At 67.8% G+C, this 15200-nt stretch carries 14 protein-coding genes and 1 riboswitch; of the genes, 1 reads left to right on the top strand and 13 read right to left on the bottom strand.

Annotated features, from left to right (window positions below; translation table 11 throughout):
- Positions 1-27: 27 nt before the first annotated feature.
- The 13 genes from tolA to AC07Q9_RS11415 all read right to left on the bottom strand — a co-directional run bounded on the left by tolA (position 28) and on the right by AC07Q9_RS11415 (position 10631).
- Entirely contained in the window at positions 28-948 is a 921-nt protein-coding gene (tolA, locus tag AC07Q9_RS11475; protein ID WP_495309455.1) for a cell envelope integrity protein TolA, read from the bottom strand.
- A 3-nt stretch (positions 949-951) separates the two neighbouring features.
- Entirely contained in the window at positions 952-1389 is a 438-nt protein-coding gene (locus AC07Q9_RS11470) for an ExbD/TolR family protein (RefSeq protein ID WP_495309453.1), read from the bottom strand.
- Positions 1390-1423: 34 nt separating this feature from the next.
- Complete coding sequence (gene tolQ, locus AC07Q9_RS11465) at positions 1424-2146, bottom strand: protein TolQ (RefSeq protein WP_489057040.1); 723 nt, start codon at positions 2144-2146, stop codon at positions 1424-1426.
- Entirely contained in the window at positions 2143-2601 is a 459-nt protein-coding gene (gene ybgC, locus AC07Q9_RS11460; protein ID WP_139705473.1) for a tol-pal system-associated acyl-CoA thioesterase, read from the bottom strand. The genes tolQ and ybgC overlap by 4 nt, the downstream gene beginning before the upstream one ends.
- The gene (locus tag AC07Q9_RS11455) at positions 2598-3785 is read right to left on the bottom strand and encodes a pyridoxal phosphate-dependent aminotransferase (RefSeq protein ID WP_062481568.1); all 1188 of its coding nucleotides are present in this window, start codon (positions 3783-3785) and stop codon (positions 2598-2600) included. The genes ybgC and AC07Q9_RS11455 overlap by 4 nt, the downstream gene beginning before the upstream one ends.
- The gene (gene nusB, locus AC07Q9_RS11450) at positions 3782-4312 is read right to left on the bottom strand and encodes a transcription antitermination factor NusB (protein ID WP_070060390.1); all 531 of its coding nucleotides are present in this window, start codon (positions 4310-4312) and stop codon (positions 3782-3784) included. Before nusB ends, AC07Q9_RS11455 begins: the two co-directional genes overlap by 4 nt.
- A complete protein-coding gene (gene ribH, locus AC07Q9_RS11445; protein WP_070060391.1) occupies positions 4309-4770 on the bottom strand; it encodes a 6,7-dimethyl-8-ribityllumazine synthase in 462 nt (153 codons plus the stop codon). The genes nusB and ribH overlap by 4 nt, the downstream gene beginning before the upstream one ends.
- A gap of 6 nt (positions 4771-4776) precedes the next feature.
- Positions 4777-5931 (bottom strand): bifunctional 3,4-dihydroxy-2-butanone-4-phosphate synthase/GTP cyclohydrolase II, encoded by a 1155-nt coding sequence (gene ribBA / locus AC07Q9_RS11440; RefSeq protein ID WP_495309450.1) that lies wholly within the window; start codon positions 5929-5931, stop codon positions 4777-4779.
- Entirely contained in the window at positions 5928-6599 is a 672-nt protein-coding gene (locus AC07Q9_RS11435) for a riboflavin synthase (protein WP_159272088.1), read from the bottom strand. The genes ribBA and AC07Q9_RS11435 overlap by 4 nt, the downstream gene beginning before the upstream one ends.
- A gap of 86 nt (positions 6600-6685) precedes the next feature.
- On the bottom strand, positions 6686-7816 hold the full coding sequence (ribD, locus tag AC07Q9_RS11430) for a bifunctional diaminohydroxyphosphoribosylaminopyrimidine deaminase/5-amino-6-(5-phosphoribosylamino)uracil reductase RibD (RefSeq protein ID WP_495309447.1): 1131 nt from the start codon (positions 7814-7816) through the stop codon (positions 6686-6688).
- A gap of 28 nt (positions 7817-7844) precedes the next feature.
- Positions 7845-8288, bottom strand: a complete 444-nt coding sequence (gene nrdR / locus AC07Q9_RS11425; protein WP_007836918.1) for a transcriptional regulator NrdR — start codon at positions 8286-8288, stop codon at positions 7845-7847.
- 33 nt (positions 8289-8321) lie between these two features.
- Positions 8322-9566, bottom strand: coding sequence for a serine hydroxymethyltransferase (gene glyA / locus AC07Q9_RS11420; RefSeq protein WP_139705484.1), 1245 nt, complete (start codon positions 9564-9566; stop codon positions 8322-8324).
- Positions 9567-9604: 38 nt separating this feature from the next.
- A riboswitch (ZMP/ZTP riboswitch) is annotated at positions 9605-9731 on the bottom strand.
- Between the two features lie 39 nt (positions 9732-9770).
- Positions 9771-10631, bottom strand: a complete 861-nt coding sequence (locus AC07Q9_RS11415) for a lytic transglycosylase domain-containing protein (RefSeq protein WP_495309445.1) — start codon at positions 10629-10631, stop codon at positions 9771-9773.
- 711 nt (positions 10632-11342) lie between these two features.
- Here AC07Q9_RS11415 and AC07Q9_RS11410 point away from each other — a divergent pair.
- Positions 11343-15161 (top strand): DUF748 domain-containing protein, encoded by a 3819-nt coding sequence (locus tag AC07Q9_RS11410; RefSeq protein ID WP_495309443.1) that lies wholly within the window; start codon positions 11343-11345, stop codon positions 15159-15161.
- Positions 15162-15200 lie beyond the last annotated feature (39 nt).

Genomic DNA, 15200 nt, shown 5'->3' with positions numbered 1-15200 from the left:
CACCCACGATGTGGGTGATTGCGGGTGTCAACGCTTGGGCTTGAGCGTGACGATGAGCGACGGGAAGATGCGCCCGTCCGTGTCGCGCGGCAGCTTGTCGGTCTTGCGCAGGCCGCGTTCGGCCGCTTCGTCCCAGGCCGGAAGGCCGCTGGACTTGGCGAGCTTGACGCCGACGATGGTGCCGTCGGGTGCCAGGTTGACCAGGAACTCGGCCTCGGGGTTGCCGTTCACGCTGTCGGCATCGGGGAACGTGATGTTCGGGCGCACGGCGGCGGCGATGCGGCCGGCATAGCCGCTGGACGGGCCGGACGACCGCTGGGCATTGCCCTTGGCGTCTTCGTTGCCGCTGGCGCCCGCCATGCCCTGCATGCGCTTGAGCGTTGCGGCGCGGTCGGCGGCGGCCTGCTTGGCGACCGCTTCCGCCTTCTTCGCTTCGGCCTGCTTGGCCTCGGCTTCCTGCTGCTTCTTCTGCTCGGCCAGTTTCTTCTGCTGCTCTTTCTTGCGCTCGGCTTCGTCTTCGGCGCGCTCCTTGGCCTCGAGCTCTTTCTTCTTTTGCTGCTGGCGCTGCTGTTCGAGCTCGCGCTCTTTCTGCGCCTTCTGTTCCTTGAGCTTCTTCTCGCGCTCCAGCGCGATGTCGGGCGCAGGGGCGGGCGCCGGCTCGGGCGGCTTGACGGCCGGGGGCGGCGGGGGCGGTGCAGGGGCGGGCGGCGGCGGTGCGGGCACGGGCGCCGGCGGCTCCGGCACCGACAGGCGCGGGGCGGCCTGCATCACCGTGGTCGACCACAGCTCGGCATCGACCGCGCCGTCATCGGCTTCACTGCGCCAGCGCACGCCCCAGGTCAGGGCGGCGATCAGCAGCGCATGGGCAATGAGCGCGAGCACCACCGCGCGGGGCGTGCCGCGCTGCGGCGGCGGCGCGAACTCGGGGCGATCCAGGGCGAGCGACATGCCTTATTTGCCGCCCGTGGTCGTGACCGACAGCCCCACGCGCTCGATGCCGCTGCGCTTGAGCTGGTTCATCGCCTTCACGACGGTTTCGTACTTCACCGACTTGTCGGCGCTGATGACCACGGGGCGCTGGGGGTCGCCGCCTTGCGCGGCCTTGGCCGCCGAGCCGATCTGCGTCATGGGAATCGAGGCGCCGCCGGTGCCGGTGGATGAATCTTTCTTGATCTGCACTTCGTCGTCGCTCTTGATGACGATCTCGACGGGCTTCTCGGGCTGCTTGTTGGCCCGGTCGACCGAGGGCAGGTTGATCACGCTCGGCGTGATGAGTGGGGCCGTGACCATGAAGATGATCAGCAGCACCAGCATCACGTCGATGAACGGGACCATGTTGATCTCGTTGATCGTGCGGCGGCCGCGGCCCCGGGATGAAACGGCGGGCATGTCGTCGCGTCCTTTGTCTTGTGCGCGCCGCTGCTTAGCGGTTCGCGGCGGTGACCGAGGCGGCGGGCGTCACGGCGCCGGGGTTGGCCGAGAGGTTGCGCTGCAGGATGTTGGAGAACTCTTCGATGTAGGTCTCCAGTGCGATGGCGATCTTGTCGATCTCGCGCGCGAAGCGGTTGTAGCCGACCACCGCGGGAATGGCGGCGAACAGGCCGATGGCCGTGGCCACCAGCGCTTCGGCGATGCCGGGCGCCACGGTGGCCAGCGTCACCTGCGTGAGGGCGGCCAGGCCGGTGAAGGCATGCATGATCCCCCAGACCGTGCCGAAGAGGCCCACGTACGGCGACACCGAGCCGACGGTGGCCAGGAACGACAGGTTCTGCTCGGCCGCATCGAGCTCGCGCTGGAAGCTGGCGCGCATCGCGCGGCGGGCGCCGTCGAGCAGCGTGGGCGCATCGGTCACATGGCGCTCGCGCAGCTTCTGGTACTCGCGCATGCCGGAGGCAAAGATGCGCTCCATGGGGCCGGCGAACTTGGCGTTCTGTGCCGCCGAGGCAAACAGCTCGTTCAGGCTGGTGCCCGACCAGAACTCGCGCTCGAAGTCGTCGTTGAGCGCGCGGATGCGCTTCAAGGAAAAGTACTTGCGGATGATGGCGGCCCAGCTGGCGACCGACACGATCACCAGCAGCAGCACGACCAGTTGCACCACGAAGCTGGCGTGGAGCAGGAGATTGATGATGGAGAGATCTTGGTTCATGGCTTGAAAGGTTGAGTCATGGAGCCGCTGGAGTGCTCGAGGGTTCCCGAAACTTGGGCCGGAATGCGCGCAGGGCGCAAGGTGGCGGCGTCCACCCAGCCGATGCGGATCGTGCCTTCGCAAAGCAAGACCGGTGCCGCGGCCCCGGTGCGTTCTTGCTCTGTTTTTGATAGCACGCGCTGAGCGATTATCAACGACGCCGTGCCCAGTTGCCGCAGCTCGGCTGTAACCAGCAGTTCGTCGTCCAGCCGCGAGGGCCGATGGTATTTGAGCTGCGTTTCGCTCACCACGAACTGGCCGCCGGTGGCTTCCTTGAGCTTGCGCTGCTCGACGCCCAGGGAGCGCAGCCACTCGGTGCGACCGCGCTCCATGAACTTCAGGTAGTTGGCGTAGAACACGATGCCGCCCGCATCGGTGTCTTCCCAGTAGACGCGGATCGGAAACTCGAAACTCATTGCGCGATCATGGCCCGCAGGCGCTCGACCGATTCCTGCAGGTGCGCCATCGAACTGGCGGTGGAGAAGCGCACGAACTTCGCGGTCTCTGCCGTGCCGAAGTCGCGGCCCGGCGTCACGGCCAGGTGGGCGCGCTTCATGGTCTCGAAGGCGAAGTCCCAACTGCCCGAGATGCCGAGCTTGTCGGCCACGCTCGTGCAGTCGGCCCAGGCGTAGAAGGCGCCGTCGGGCACCACGGGCACGTTCAGTCCCAGGGCGTTCAGTTGCGGAATGAACCAGTCGCGGCGCGCCTTGAACTCGGCGCGGCGGCGTTCGTACTCGGCGATGCTCTCGGCCTCGAAGCAGGCCAGCGCCGCGTACTGCGACACCGTGCTCGCGCAGATGAAGAGGTTCTGAGCCAGGCGCTCGACCACCGGCACCAGCACCTCGGGCACCACCAGCCAGCCCAGGCGCCAGCCGGTCATGTTGAAGTACTTGCTGAAGCTGTTGATGCTGATGACGTTGTCGTCGATGGCCAGTGCCGTCTGCCCGAAGGCATCGTCGTACGACAGGCCCAGGTAGATCTCGTCGATCAGCGTGATGCCGCCGCGCTGCGACACCACCTCGTGGATGCGGCGCAGTTCGTCGGGCGCGATCGAGGTGCCGGTCGGGTTCGAGGGCGAGGCCAGCAGCACGCCGCGGGTCTTGTCGGTCCAGGCGGCCTCGACCTTGGCGGCGGTGAGCTGGAAGCGCTCCTCGGCCGTGGTCGGCACCAGCACGGCCTTGCCGTCCGCAGCGCTCACGAAATGGCGGTTGCAGGGGTAGCTCGGGTCGGGCATCAGGATCTCGTCGCCCGATTCGATCAGCGCGAGGCAGGCCAGCTGCAGCGCGGCCGAGGCGCCGGCCGTGACGACGATGCGGCGCGCCGGCACGTCGACGTTGAAGCGCTGCTTGTACCAGCCGCTGATGCGCTCGCGCAGGTGGTCCAGGCCGGTGGCCTGCGTGTACTGCGTGGCGCCGGCGCGCACGGCGCGGGCGGCCGCTTCCTGCACCAGGGGCGGGGCGGTGAAGTCGGGCTCGCCGATGTTCAGGAAGATCATCGGGCGGTCGGTGTGGGCCACTTCGCGGGCCAGCACCCCAGCCGCCTTGGCGACCTCCATCACGTAAAACGGTTCGATGCGCTGCGCGCGCGTCGAGATCCTCATGGGCGCGCCTTGCCGGTGGCCCGGTCGGCTTCCACCTCGAGCGGGCGCAGCTGCGGTGCCAGCCCATTGAGCACGGCGTTGACGTACTTGTGGCCGTCGGTGCCGCCGAATTCCTTGGCAAGCTCGATGCACTCGTTGAGCACCACGCGCCACGGCACGTCGGGGCAGTTCTGGAACTCGTACACACCGATCCACATCACGGCATGTTCGATGGGCGAGATCTCGGCGAACTTGCGGTCCAGCAGCGGCAGGATCAGCGCGTCGAGCTGTTCGGCGCCGTTGATCGAGCCGTGCAGCAGCGCGTCATAGTGCGCCGCGTCGGCCTTGTGGAAGCCCGCGAGGTCGCGCGTGAAGTGGTCGATGTCGGTCGGGTCGTTGCGGCCCACCAGGTGCTGGTAGAGCGCCTGCAGCGCGAACTCGCGTGCGCGGCTGCGGTTCGACTTGGCCGCGGCCTTGCGCACGCCCGTGCTCGTGAGGCCGGTGCGCGACTGGCGGGACTTGGCGGACTTGGAGGTGTCTTCGGTCATGAAAGGGTGGCCAGCAGTTGTGCCATCTCGACCGCCACCTGGGCTGCGTCGCGGCCCTTGTCGGTCTGGCGGGCGACGGCCTGTTCGAGGTTTTCGGTCGTGAGGATCGCGTTGGCGATGGGCAGGCGGTAGTCGAGCGCGACGCGGCTCACGCTCGCGCCCGATTCGTTGGCCACCAGTTCGAAGTGGTAGGTCTCGCCGCGGATGATGCAGCCCAGCGCCACGAGCGCGTGGTAGCCGCCGCGCTCGGCGAGCGCCTGCAGCGCCACGGGCACTTCGAGCGCGCCGGGCACCTGCACATGATGGATGTCGGAGGCGGCCACGCCGAGCGCTTCGAGCTCCGACAGGCAGGCCGTGGCCAGCGCATCGGTGATGTCGGCGTTGAAGCGCGCCTGCACGATGCCGATGCGCAGGCCTTTGCCGTTGAGCGTGATCTCGCCCTTGTTGGAACCTTGCATGGTCGTTCAGTCTTTCGTGAGGTATCCGGCGATCTCGAGGCCGAAGCCGGCGGCCATGCTCGGCATGCGACGCGGCGCGCCGAGCAGGTTCATCTTGTGCACGCCGCATTCGCGCAGGATCTGCGCGCCGATGCCGTAGTTGCGCAGGTCCATGCGACCGCGCTCGGGCGCTTGCGCGGGGCGCGCGGTGCCGTCGAACTGCGCGAGCAGCTCGGCCGCGGTTTCGCCGCAGTTCAGCAGCACGGCCACGCCCTTGCCTTCGTTCGCGATGTGCGAGAGGCTGGCGTCCAGGCTCCAGGAGTGCATCGGGCGGTTGACTTCGAGCGCGTCGAGCACCGACAGCGGTTCGTGCACGCGCACCGACACCGTGTCTTCAGGCGCCCACTGGCCGCGCACCAGCGCGAGGTGCACGCCGCGGCTGGGCTTGTCGATGAAGGCGTGCGCCGTGAAGGCGCCCCAGTTGGTCTGGATCTCGCGGCAGCCGACTTTTTCGACCAGCGATTCGACGCGGCTGCGGTGCTCGATGAGCGCGGCGATGGTGCCGATCTTGATGCCGTGCTCGGCCGCGAAGATCTGCAGGTCGGGCAGGCGGGCCATCGTGCCGTCTTCGTTCATCACCTCGCAGATCACCGAGGCGGGCGAGCAGCCGGCCATGGCGGCCAGGTCGCAGCCGGCTTCGGTATGGCCGGCGCGCATGAGCACGCCGCCGTCCACCGCCTGCAGCGGGAAGATGTGGCCGGGCTGCACCAGGTCGGCGGCCACGGCGTTGCGCGCCACGGCGGCCTGCACGGTGCGGGCGCGGTCGGCGGCCGAGATGCCGGTGGTCACGCCTTCGGCCGCCTCGATGGAGACGGTGAAGGCGGTGGAATGCTTGGCACCGTTGCGCTGGACCATCGGCGGCAGCTGCAGCCGCTCGCACATCTCGCGCGAGAGCGTGAGGCAGATCAGGCCGCGCGCGTGACGGGCCATGAAGTTGATGGATTCGGCGGTGATGTGGTCGGCGGCGATGACGATGTCGCCTTCGTTCTCGCGGTCTTCCTCGTCCACGAGGATGACCATGCGGCCGGCGGCCAGCTCGGCCACGATGTCTTCGACCGGGGAGATCGGTGCGGGTGCACGGTCGGCGCGCGGGGCGCCGATCGGCGTGACGGAGGCGTTCATTTCGAAGTGTCCTTGGGAGACGTGGAAGACGTCAGAGAGGGGGTGAGCATGCCGGCCTGAAGCATGCGCTCCACGTAGCGCGCCACGGTGTCGATTTCGAGGTTGACCTTCGAGCCGGCCTTCAGGCCGCCGAGGGAGGTGTTTTCCACGGTGTGCGGGATCAGGTTGATGCTGACTTCGGCGCCATCCGCGATGTCGGCCACGCTGTTGACCGTGAGGCTCACGCCGTTGATGGTGATCGAGCCCTTGTAGGCCAGGAAGCGCGCCAGCGCGGGCGGTGCGACCACGCGCAGCTCCCAGCTTTCGCCGACCGGCGCGAAGAAGCTCACGTGGCCGATGCCGTCCACGTGGCCCGAGACGATGTGGCCGCCGAGGCGGTCGCTCGCGCGCAGGGCCTTCTCGAGGTTGATGCGGCTGCCTTCGTCGGTCAGGCCGGCCGTCTTGTCGAGGGACTCCGCGGAAATGTCGATGGTGAATTGCCCGCGTTCAGGTGCGAGCGTGGTGACCGTCATGCAGGCGCCGTTGAGCGCGATGCTGTCGCCGAGCCCGACGTCGTCGAGGTAGCCGTCGGGCACCTCGATGCTGAGTCGCTTGCCGTAGGAGGAGGAGGTGCCGAGGTCGTGGATGGCGGCGATGCGCCCCACGCCGGTGATGATTCCGGTGAACATTTCCACATTTTCGCAGACATCGAGGGGTCTTCGGCCCGAAGGGCCGGTTTGCGACTGCGAATGTGCCGCGCCGCGTGGGCGGCGGCTCAGAAGCGGTCGCGGCCGACGACGCGCGCGACGATGCGCAGGTCGGGCCCCAGCATGTCCACGGACTTGAATTCGAGCGGCAATGCGCCCGTCAGCGAGGTGAGCGGGCCCTCGGCGTGCAGGTGGCTGGCGATGTCGAGCCCGCTGCCGATCAGCTTGGGCGCCAGGTACACCAGCAGTTCGTCCACGCAGCCTTCGCGCAGCAGCGAACCGTTGAGCTTGTGGCCCGATTCGACATGCAGCTCGTTGACGCCGCGCGCCGCGAGGTCCTGCAGCATCGCGGGCAGGTCGACCTTGCCGTGCAGGTTGGGCAGGCAGGTGATGGTGGCGCCGCGGGCTTCGAGCGCGGCCGCCTTTTCTTCGTTGTGCCGGCTGGCGGCGTAGATCCAGACGGCGCGGCCAGCTATGAAAATGTGAGCGTCGGGCGAGGTCTGGAGGTGGCTGTCGACCACCACGAGGTGGGGCTGGCGCGGCGTGTCGACCAGGCGCACGTCCAGGCGCGGGTTGTCTTCGAGCAGCGTGCCGACGCCGGTCAGCACCGCGCCGGTCCGGGCCCGCCAGGCGTGGCCGTCGGTGCGCGCGGCCTCGCCGGTGATCCACTGGCTCACGCCGTTCTGCAGGCCGGTGCGGCCGTCGATCGAGGCGGCGATCTTCATTCGAACCCAAGGCTGCTGGCGGATCATGCGGCTGAAGAAGCCGATGTTGAGTTCGCGGGATTCGTCGGCGCCCGGTCCGACCTCGACCTCGACGCCCGCCGCGCGCAGGCGCTCGAAGCCTTGTCCCGCCACGAGCGGGTTCGGGTCGGCGAGCGAGGCCACGACGCGGCGCACGCCGGCGGCGATGAGCGCGTCGCAGCAGGGGCCGGTGCGGCCGTGGTGTGAGCAGGGTTCGAGCGTGACGTAGGCGGTGGCGCCTGCGGTCGAATGGCCCTGGGCCTGCGCGTCGCGCAGCGCCATCACTTCGGCGTGCGGGCCGCCGGCCTGTTGCGTGTGGCCTTGGCCGATCACATGGCCGTCGGCGTCGCACAGCACGCAGCCGACGCGCGGGTTCGGGTCGGTCAGGCGGATCGCGGAGGCGGCCAGCCGCAGGGCGGTGACGATGTGGGAGGCGTCGTGTCGGGAAGAGGACATGCCGGGTTCGTTCACGCCTTCTCGGGGGTCAGATGTCGCGCAGCAACTGGCGGAACTCGTCCACGTCCTCGAAGCTGCGGTACACCGAGGCAAAGCGCACGTAGGCGACCTTGTCGAGTTTCTTGAGTTCGCGCATCACGAGTTCGCCGACTTTCGTCGAATCGATTTCGCGCAGGCCGCTGGCCAGCAGCTTCTGTTCGATGCGCAGCAGGGCGTTGTCGATCTGCTCGATGCTCACGGGGCGCTTGCGCAGCGCCAGCATCATCGAGGCGCGCACCTTGGTCGAGTCGAAGTCGGCGCGGCTGCCGTCCTTCTTGACCACGACGGGGAAATTGACGTCCGGGCGCTCATACGTGGTGAAGCGCTTGTCGCAGGCGCTGCACTGGCGGCGCCTGCGGACGAAGTCGGCGTCTTCCGAAACGCGGGTCTCGACGACCTGCGTTTCGAGATGACCGCAAAAAGGGCATTTCATGCGGCCAGTGCTTCTCTTCTTCTGATTACGAAATCAACGGTAGACAGGGAAGCGGCTCGTCAAGGCGTGGACCTTGGCGCGCACCGCGTCGATGTTCGCCGCATCGCGCGGGTTCTCGAGCACGTCGGCCACCAGGTTCGCCGTGATGCGGGCCTCTTCGTCCTTGAAGCCGCGCGTGGTCATGGCGGGGGTGCCGATGCGCACGCCGCTGGTGACCATCGGCTTTTCCGGGTCGTTGGGGATCGCGTTCTTGTTGATCGTCATGTGGGCGGCGCCCAGCACGGCTTCGGCTTCCTTGCCGGTGATGCCCTTCGAACGCAGGTCGACCAGCATGACGTGGCTCTCGGTGCGTCCGCTCACGATGCGCAGGCCGCGCGCGGTCAGGGTGTCGGCCACGATCTGGGCGTTCTTGACCACCTGTTGCTGGTAGGCCTTGAACTCGGGCGTCAGGGCTTCCTTGAACGCGACGGCCTTGGCGGCGATCACGTGCATCAGCGGGCCGCCTTGCAGGCCGGGGAAGATGGCGCTGTTGATCGCCTTCTCGTGCTGCGACTTCATCAGGATGATGCCGCCGCGCGGGCCGCGCAGGCTCTTGTGCGTGGTCGAGGTGACGATGTCGGCGTGCGGCACCGGGTTGGGGTACACGCCCGCGGCCACGAGGCCGGCGTAGTGGGCGATGTCGACCATGAAGATCGCGCCGACGTCCTTGGCGACCTTGGCGAAGCGCTCGAAGTCGATGTGCAGCGAGTAGGCCGAGGCGCCCGCGATGATCAGCTTGGGCATGTGCTCATGCGCCTTGCGTTCCATTGCGTCGTAGTCGATGGCTTCATTGGCGTCCAGGCCGTAGCTCACGACGTTGAACCACTTGCCGCTCATGTTGAGAGGCATGCCGTGGGTCAGGTGGCCGCCTTCGGCCAGGCTCATGCCCATGATGGTGTCGCCGGGCTTCAGGAAGGCGAGCATCACGGCTTCGTTCGCCGAGGCGCCGCAATGCGGCTGCACGTTGGCGGCATCGGCGCCGAAGATCTGCTTGACGCGGTCGATGGCCAGTTGCTCGGCCACGTCGACGTGCTCGCAGCCGCCGTAGTAGCGCTTGCCCGGGTAGCCTTCGGCGTATTTATTAGTGAGCTGCGAGCCTTGGGCGGCCATGACGGCCGGCGAGGCGTAGTTCTCGCTGGCGATCAGCTCGATGTGATGTTCCTGGCGCGCGTTTTCGGCTTGAATCGCGGCCCAGATTTCGGGATCGGTCTGTTCGACCAGGATATTGCGTTGGTACATGGCAGTCCTTTGAAGACGAGGTCCTTGTTCAACCAAACAAGGGCTGCCCAGGCGAACGGCTGAACGCCTGTTGTGGTCAGGCGGCACGCTTCCCAGTGGTATTCCACGTCAGCGCGTGGCACCTTTTTCAGGGTGCTGCGCCTATCGCCAGTCGCGTACAGGCCGAGTGTAGCGCAGGCCCGGAGGCTTCCGGGCCGCAGGGCCTCAGGAAACTGCGGAGAGCAGGGCGACCTTGGCCGGCTCGCTGCTGGTGGCCGGTTCTTCACGCGCCGGCTTGGCCGGTGCCACGACCGGAATTGGCTGTGCACGCGCCGTGGTCGGCGGCGGCACGACCATCGTCGACGGCGCACGGCCGGCGGCGACCTGACGCAGGCGCTCGTGCTCGGCCAGCACCTTGGCGGCATAGCCGCCGTCGTCGTCGAGGTTGGCGGCGCCCACGTAGTAGCGCAGGCCGCCTTCGAGCGAACCGGCGCGGGCGATGCATTCCTGCAGCACCTTCACGCCGACGCGCATGTTGGTCACCGGGTCGAAGGCGGTGAGCGTGCCGCCCGCGCTTTCGTACTTGTCGCCATGCACGCGCGTCATGACCTGCATCAGGCCCTGGGCGCCGACGTGGCTTTGCGCGAACGGGTTGAAGCTGGATTCGATGGCCATGATGGCCAGGATCAGCGTCGGGTCGAGCTTGGTGCGCTTGCCAATCTGGTAGGCCTCGGAGACCAGCACGCTCAGCGGCTCGGCCGCGACGCGGTACTTCTTGCTGAGCCAGTAGGCCACCGCCGCCTGCTGCTTGGGCAGCTCGTCGGGACTCGCGGCCGTGGTGCGCTCGATGGCGGTCGGCTCGAGGTCGGTGGCTTCGGGCGCGGGCTTGCGCGACTGCAGCCAGCCCATCAGTTGTTCCTCGCCGGTCTTGCGCAGATCGGGCCGCGCCACGAGGGCGAGGGCCGCGAACACGATGGCCAGGCCGACCAGTGCAAACCCGTTGTGGGTGATTTCAAAAAAGCCGTCTGCCACATCGGACACGAAGGTCCGTAGCCCGCGGGCTGTGGCATCAAACGCCTTGCTCATCGCTTTTTTTCCTTTCTGTGCGGCACCTGGCATGCAGCGCCGAAAGGGCGATGGATGAAGGCAGCGGCGCTTGGATTGGTATGTACGAATCAGGCTCCGCGCATGGAGGGGGTGGGGGTAAGGAGCGCGGCGGCCTGATCACGCCGGTGGAATTCGGCAGCGGATTCAGGGAGGCCCTGCTGCGTCCGGCAGCAAGGGCAGGCGGATTCTAGCGTGGCTAAATACACGGTCAAGCATAAGGATTTGGTTTCATATGTTAATAAGTGCTTGAAGAATCCCCCCGTCCGAGGGGGCTCCAAGGGGAGCGCGTCTACGGGAAATCCCTTGGAAAAAGACATTTGCAAAGGAAGGGAGGGACGCCTAATCTGGACGGGCCTGAGGTTTCAGGCATTTTTCCGAAGTCAGGCAGTCCGAGGTGCAAGTCAAGGACTCGAACGATGGAGGACTCCACGGCGGCAATCTCTTGCTGCCAGCACGGCGGGAACAATTACTTCCGGTCGCGCGAATCGATGGCATGGGTTTTGAGCCCGCCATCAAGCCCGGTGACAAGACACTGCGTCGACTCACCGGGCTTTCTTGTTTGTGGCGTTCACACTTTCGGCCTACCGATCCTGTCGAGGGGCGCGCGGGCATCGCAATGCCTCGCCAAAAGGGAACGCATTCACGTTTCGGCCAACTTTGTTGGCATCTGTTTGCGGCACACTTCTGCGGATGGATGCTGCTTCGATCAAACAAAACAAATGGGTGCGGCGTGGGGTTGTCGCGTTGCTGGTTCTGCTGGCCCTGTGGGTCATCGCCTGGCTGGCGGTGCCGCCGATTGCCAAGAGCCAGCTCCAGAAGATCGCGAGCGAGAAACTGGGCCGGCAGGTCACCGTCGGCAAGATCGACTTCAAGCCCTGGACGCTCGAACTCGCACTGAATGACCTGCGCATCGCCACCGCCGACGGCAAGCAGCCGCAGGTGGCCATCAAGCGCATCTATGCCGACGCCGAATTGCAATCGCTGTTCCGCCTGGCGCCCGTGATCGACGCGGTGACGGTCGAGGCGCCCGCCGTGCTGCTCACGCACCAGGCCGACGGCAAGTACGACATCGACGACATCCTGGCCAAACTGGCCTCCGGCCCACCGCCCGATCCGAAGGCCGAGCCCGCGCGCTTCGCGATCTACAACATCTCGATCAAGGACGGCGCGGTCGATTTCGACGACCAGACCGTCAAGCGCCGGCACGAGCTGCGCGGCTTCATGCTGAATGTGCCGTTCCTGAGCAACCTCGCGTCCAAGCGCGAGATCACGACCGAGCCCAAGCTGGCCTTTGCGCTCAACGGCAGCCACTTCGACTCGGCCGCCTTCACGACCCCGTTCGCGCAAAGCCGCAAGACCGACGCCCACGTGCAGTTCAAGGGGCTCGACCTCGTGCCGTACCTGGGCTACATCCCCGGCGGCCTGCCGGTGAAGCTGCAGGCCGGCAGCCTGGACGCCGACCTGAAGATCGATTTCCAGCAGGCCAGCACCATCGGCCTGAAGATCACCGGCACCGTCGAGGCCCACGGCGCCAAGCTGGGCGACGCCCGCGGCCGAGACCTGCTCGGCTTCGACTCGCTCAAGCTGGCACTGGCCGACGTGCGCCCGCTGGAGTCCGTGTTCCACCTGAGCGAGGTCGTGCTGACCAAGCCGCAGCTGGTGGTGGCGCGCGACGCGGCCGGTCAGCTCAACTTGATGGCCACCGACCCCGCGACCGGCGCGGCCGAAAAGGCGGCGCCGCTGCCCGCGCCCGCCGCCAGCGCCCCGGGCGGCAAGCCGGCCGCCGAGAAGCCCAAGCTCAAGGTGCAGGTCGACAAGATCGCGCTGGACGGCGGGCGCATCGGCTGGCGCGACGAGACCGTCAAGCCCGCTGCGGCCATCGACCTCACCGACCTCGGGATCAACCTCACGGCCGTCACCTGGCCCATGGAGAAGCCGGCACAGTTCGACGGCAGCACCGCGGTTGCCGGTGCCACGCTGAAGTTCAAGGGCAACGCCACCGACAAGGTCGCCGACGTGCAGACCGAGGTCGAGGCGCTGCCGCTGTCGCTGGCCGCGCCGTACCTGGCGCAGAGCCTGGAGCCCACGCTCGACGGCAAGCTCAGCGGCCAGATCGAGGTGTCCTGGGCCCAGCCCGACCTGAAGTTCAAGGCGCGCCGCCTGGCCGCCGACGGCTTGGCACTGACCCAGGCCAAGACCGCGCTGGCCAGCGTCGGCCGCTTCGAGCTGGTCGACGCCGAGGTCGACATGAGCAAGCACACCTTGAACATCGCGTCGTTCACCGCGACCAACCCCAAGGTGAGCGTCGAGCGCGACAACGAGAAGCGCTGGATGTTCGAGCGCTGGCTCAAGACCCCGGCCGGCGGCGCCAAGGTGGCGGCGCCCAAGCCGGCCGACGCCGGCGCGGCGCGCCCCAGCAACGCCAACACCAAGCCCTGGGCACTGACGCTGGGCACGCTGGCCGTGGACAACGGCAGCCTGTCCTATGCGGACAAGGCCGGCTCGGCGCCGGTGGCGATCGAGGTCACGGCCTTCAAGCTGCACGCCCAGAAGATCGCACCCGACACCAACACCGTCTCGCCGCTGCAGGTGTCGGGCCGCATCGGCGCGGGCCGCCGCGCGGACCCGGGGCGCTTCGACTACAAGGGCACCGTCGTGCTCAAGCCGCTGGCGGCCGAGGGCCGGCTCGAGGTGGCGTCGTTCCCGGCGCACGCCTTCAAGGCCTACTACGCCGACGCGCTCAATGTCGACATCCGCCGCGCCTTCGCGAGCTACCGCGGCACGGTGCGCTACGCGACCGCGCCGACCGGCATGAGCGTCAAGCTGGCGGGCGACACCGCACTGGACGACTTCCGCGCCAACAGCGTCTCGCTGACCCAGTCGCCGGGCTTCGACCGCAGCAACAGCCAGCTGCTGAGCTGGAAGACGTTGAGCCTGCGCGGCCTGCAGGTCAGCCTGGCGCCCAACGCGGCCCCGACCGTCGATGTGCGCGAAACCACGCTGACCGACTTCTTCGCCCGCGTGATCGTCGATCCCACCGGCCGCCTCAACCTGCTGAGCCTGACCAAGAAGGGCGAGGAGGCCTCGAAGGCCGCCGCTGCAGCCGCCACCGAAGCCAGCACCAGGAAGGGCCCGGGCGGCACGACCACCACGACCCGCGCACCGGCCTCGGCGCCGCAGCGGGCCTCGGGCGGTGCGCCGGTGTCGGCTGAAGCCATGGTCGGTGGCGCACCCGAGCCTGCGCCTGTCGCCTCCGCGCCGGCGGTGGCTGCCGCGCCGGCGGCCGACAGCGGCCCGGCACCGGTCATCAACTTCGGTCCGATGAGCCTGGTCAACGGCAAGATCGACTTCACCGACCTGTTCGTCAAGCCCAACTACTCGGCCGACCTGAGCGAGCTGACCGGCAAGCTCAGTTCCTTCTCGTCGAACCCGCCGAACGGGCAGGGCGGTCGACCGGCACTGGCCGACCTCGAGCTGCGCGGCAAGGCGCAGCAGACCGCGGCGCTGGAAATCACCGGCAAGCTCAACCCGCTGGCCAAGCCGCTCGAACTCGACATCACGGCCAAGATGCGCGACCTCGACCTCGCGCCGCTGTCGCCGTACTCGGTGCGCTATGCGGGCCACGGCATCGAGCGCGGCAAGATGAGCATGGACGTCAACTACAAGATCGCGCCCGACGGCCAGCTCACCGCCACCAACAAGCTGGTGCTCAACCAGCTGAAGTTCGGCGACGAAGTGGCCGGCGCGCCCAACAGCCTGCCGGTGCGCCTGGCCGTGACGCTGCTGGCCGACCGCAACGGCGTGATCGATGTCGACCTGCCGCTCAGCGGCTCGCTCAACGATCCGCAGTTCAGCATCGGCCCGCTGATCTTCAAGGCGGTGGTCAACCTGATCGTCAAGGCCGTGACCGCGCCGTTCAGCCTGCTGACCGGCGGCCTGGGCGGTGGTGGCGGCGGCGATTCGAGCGCTATCACCTTCGAGCCCGGCAGTTCGGCGCTCAGCACCGGCGCCAAGGAAGGCCTGGACAAGGTCGTGAAGGCCCTGACCGACCGGCCGACCCTGCAGATGACGGTGGTGGGCACCTCCAGCCTCGAAAAGGAACGCGACGCCTACCAGCGCCAGCGCCTGCGCCAGCTGACCCAGGCCGAGAAGCGCCGCATCGCCGTGCGCGGCGGCCAGACCGGCACCGAGGTGCCGCCGGTGACCGACGCCGAATACCCGGAGCTGCTCACGGCCGTCTACAAGCGCTCCGACATCACCAAGCCGCGCAACATGGTCGGCCTGGCCAAGGACCTGCCGGTGAAGGAGATGGAAAACCTGCTGCTGGCCAGCGTGCAGGTCGACGAGGAATCGATGCGCCAGCTCGCGGTCGAGCGTGGCGCCGTGGTGCGCGACTACCTGCTGGCGCAGAAGCTGCCGAGCGAACGCCTGTTCCTGGGGGCCGTGCGCACCACGGCCAGCGGCGCCGACTGGAAGCCCGGCGCCGAGCTGAGCCTGACCATGAAATAGCCAGCGGGGCTTGGCTTTTCGCCACGCCTTGCTATATAT

The sequence above is a fragment of the Variovorax sp. GW821-FHT09A10 genome (genome assembly GCF_059418385.1).
Note: the sequence above shows the minus strand (reverse complement) of the source record. Positions and strands in the feature narration are given on the sequence as shown.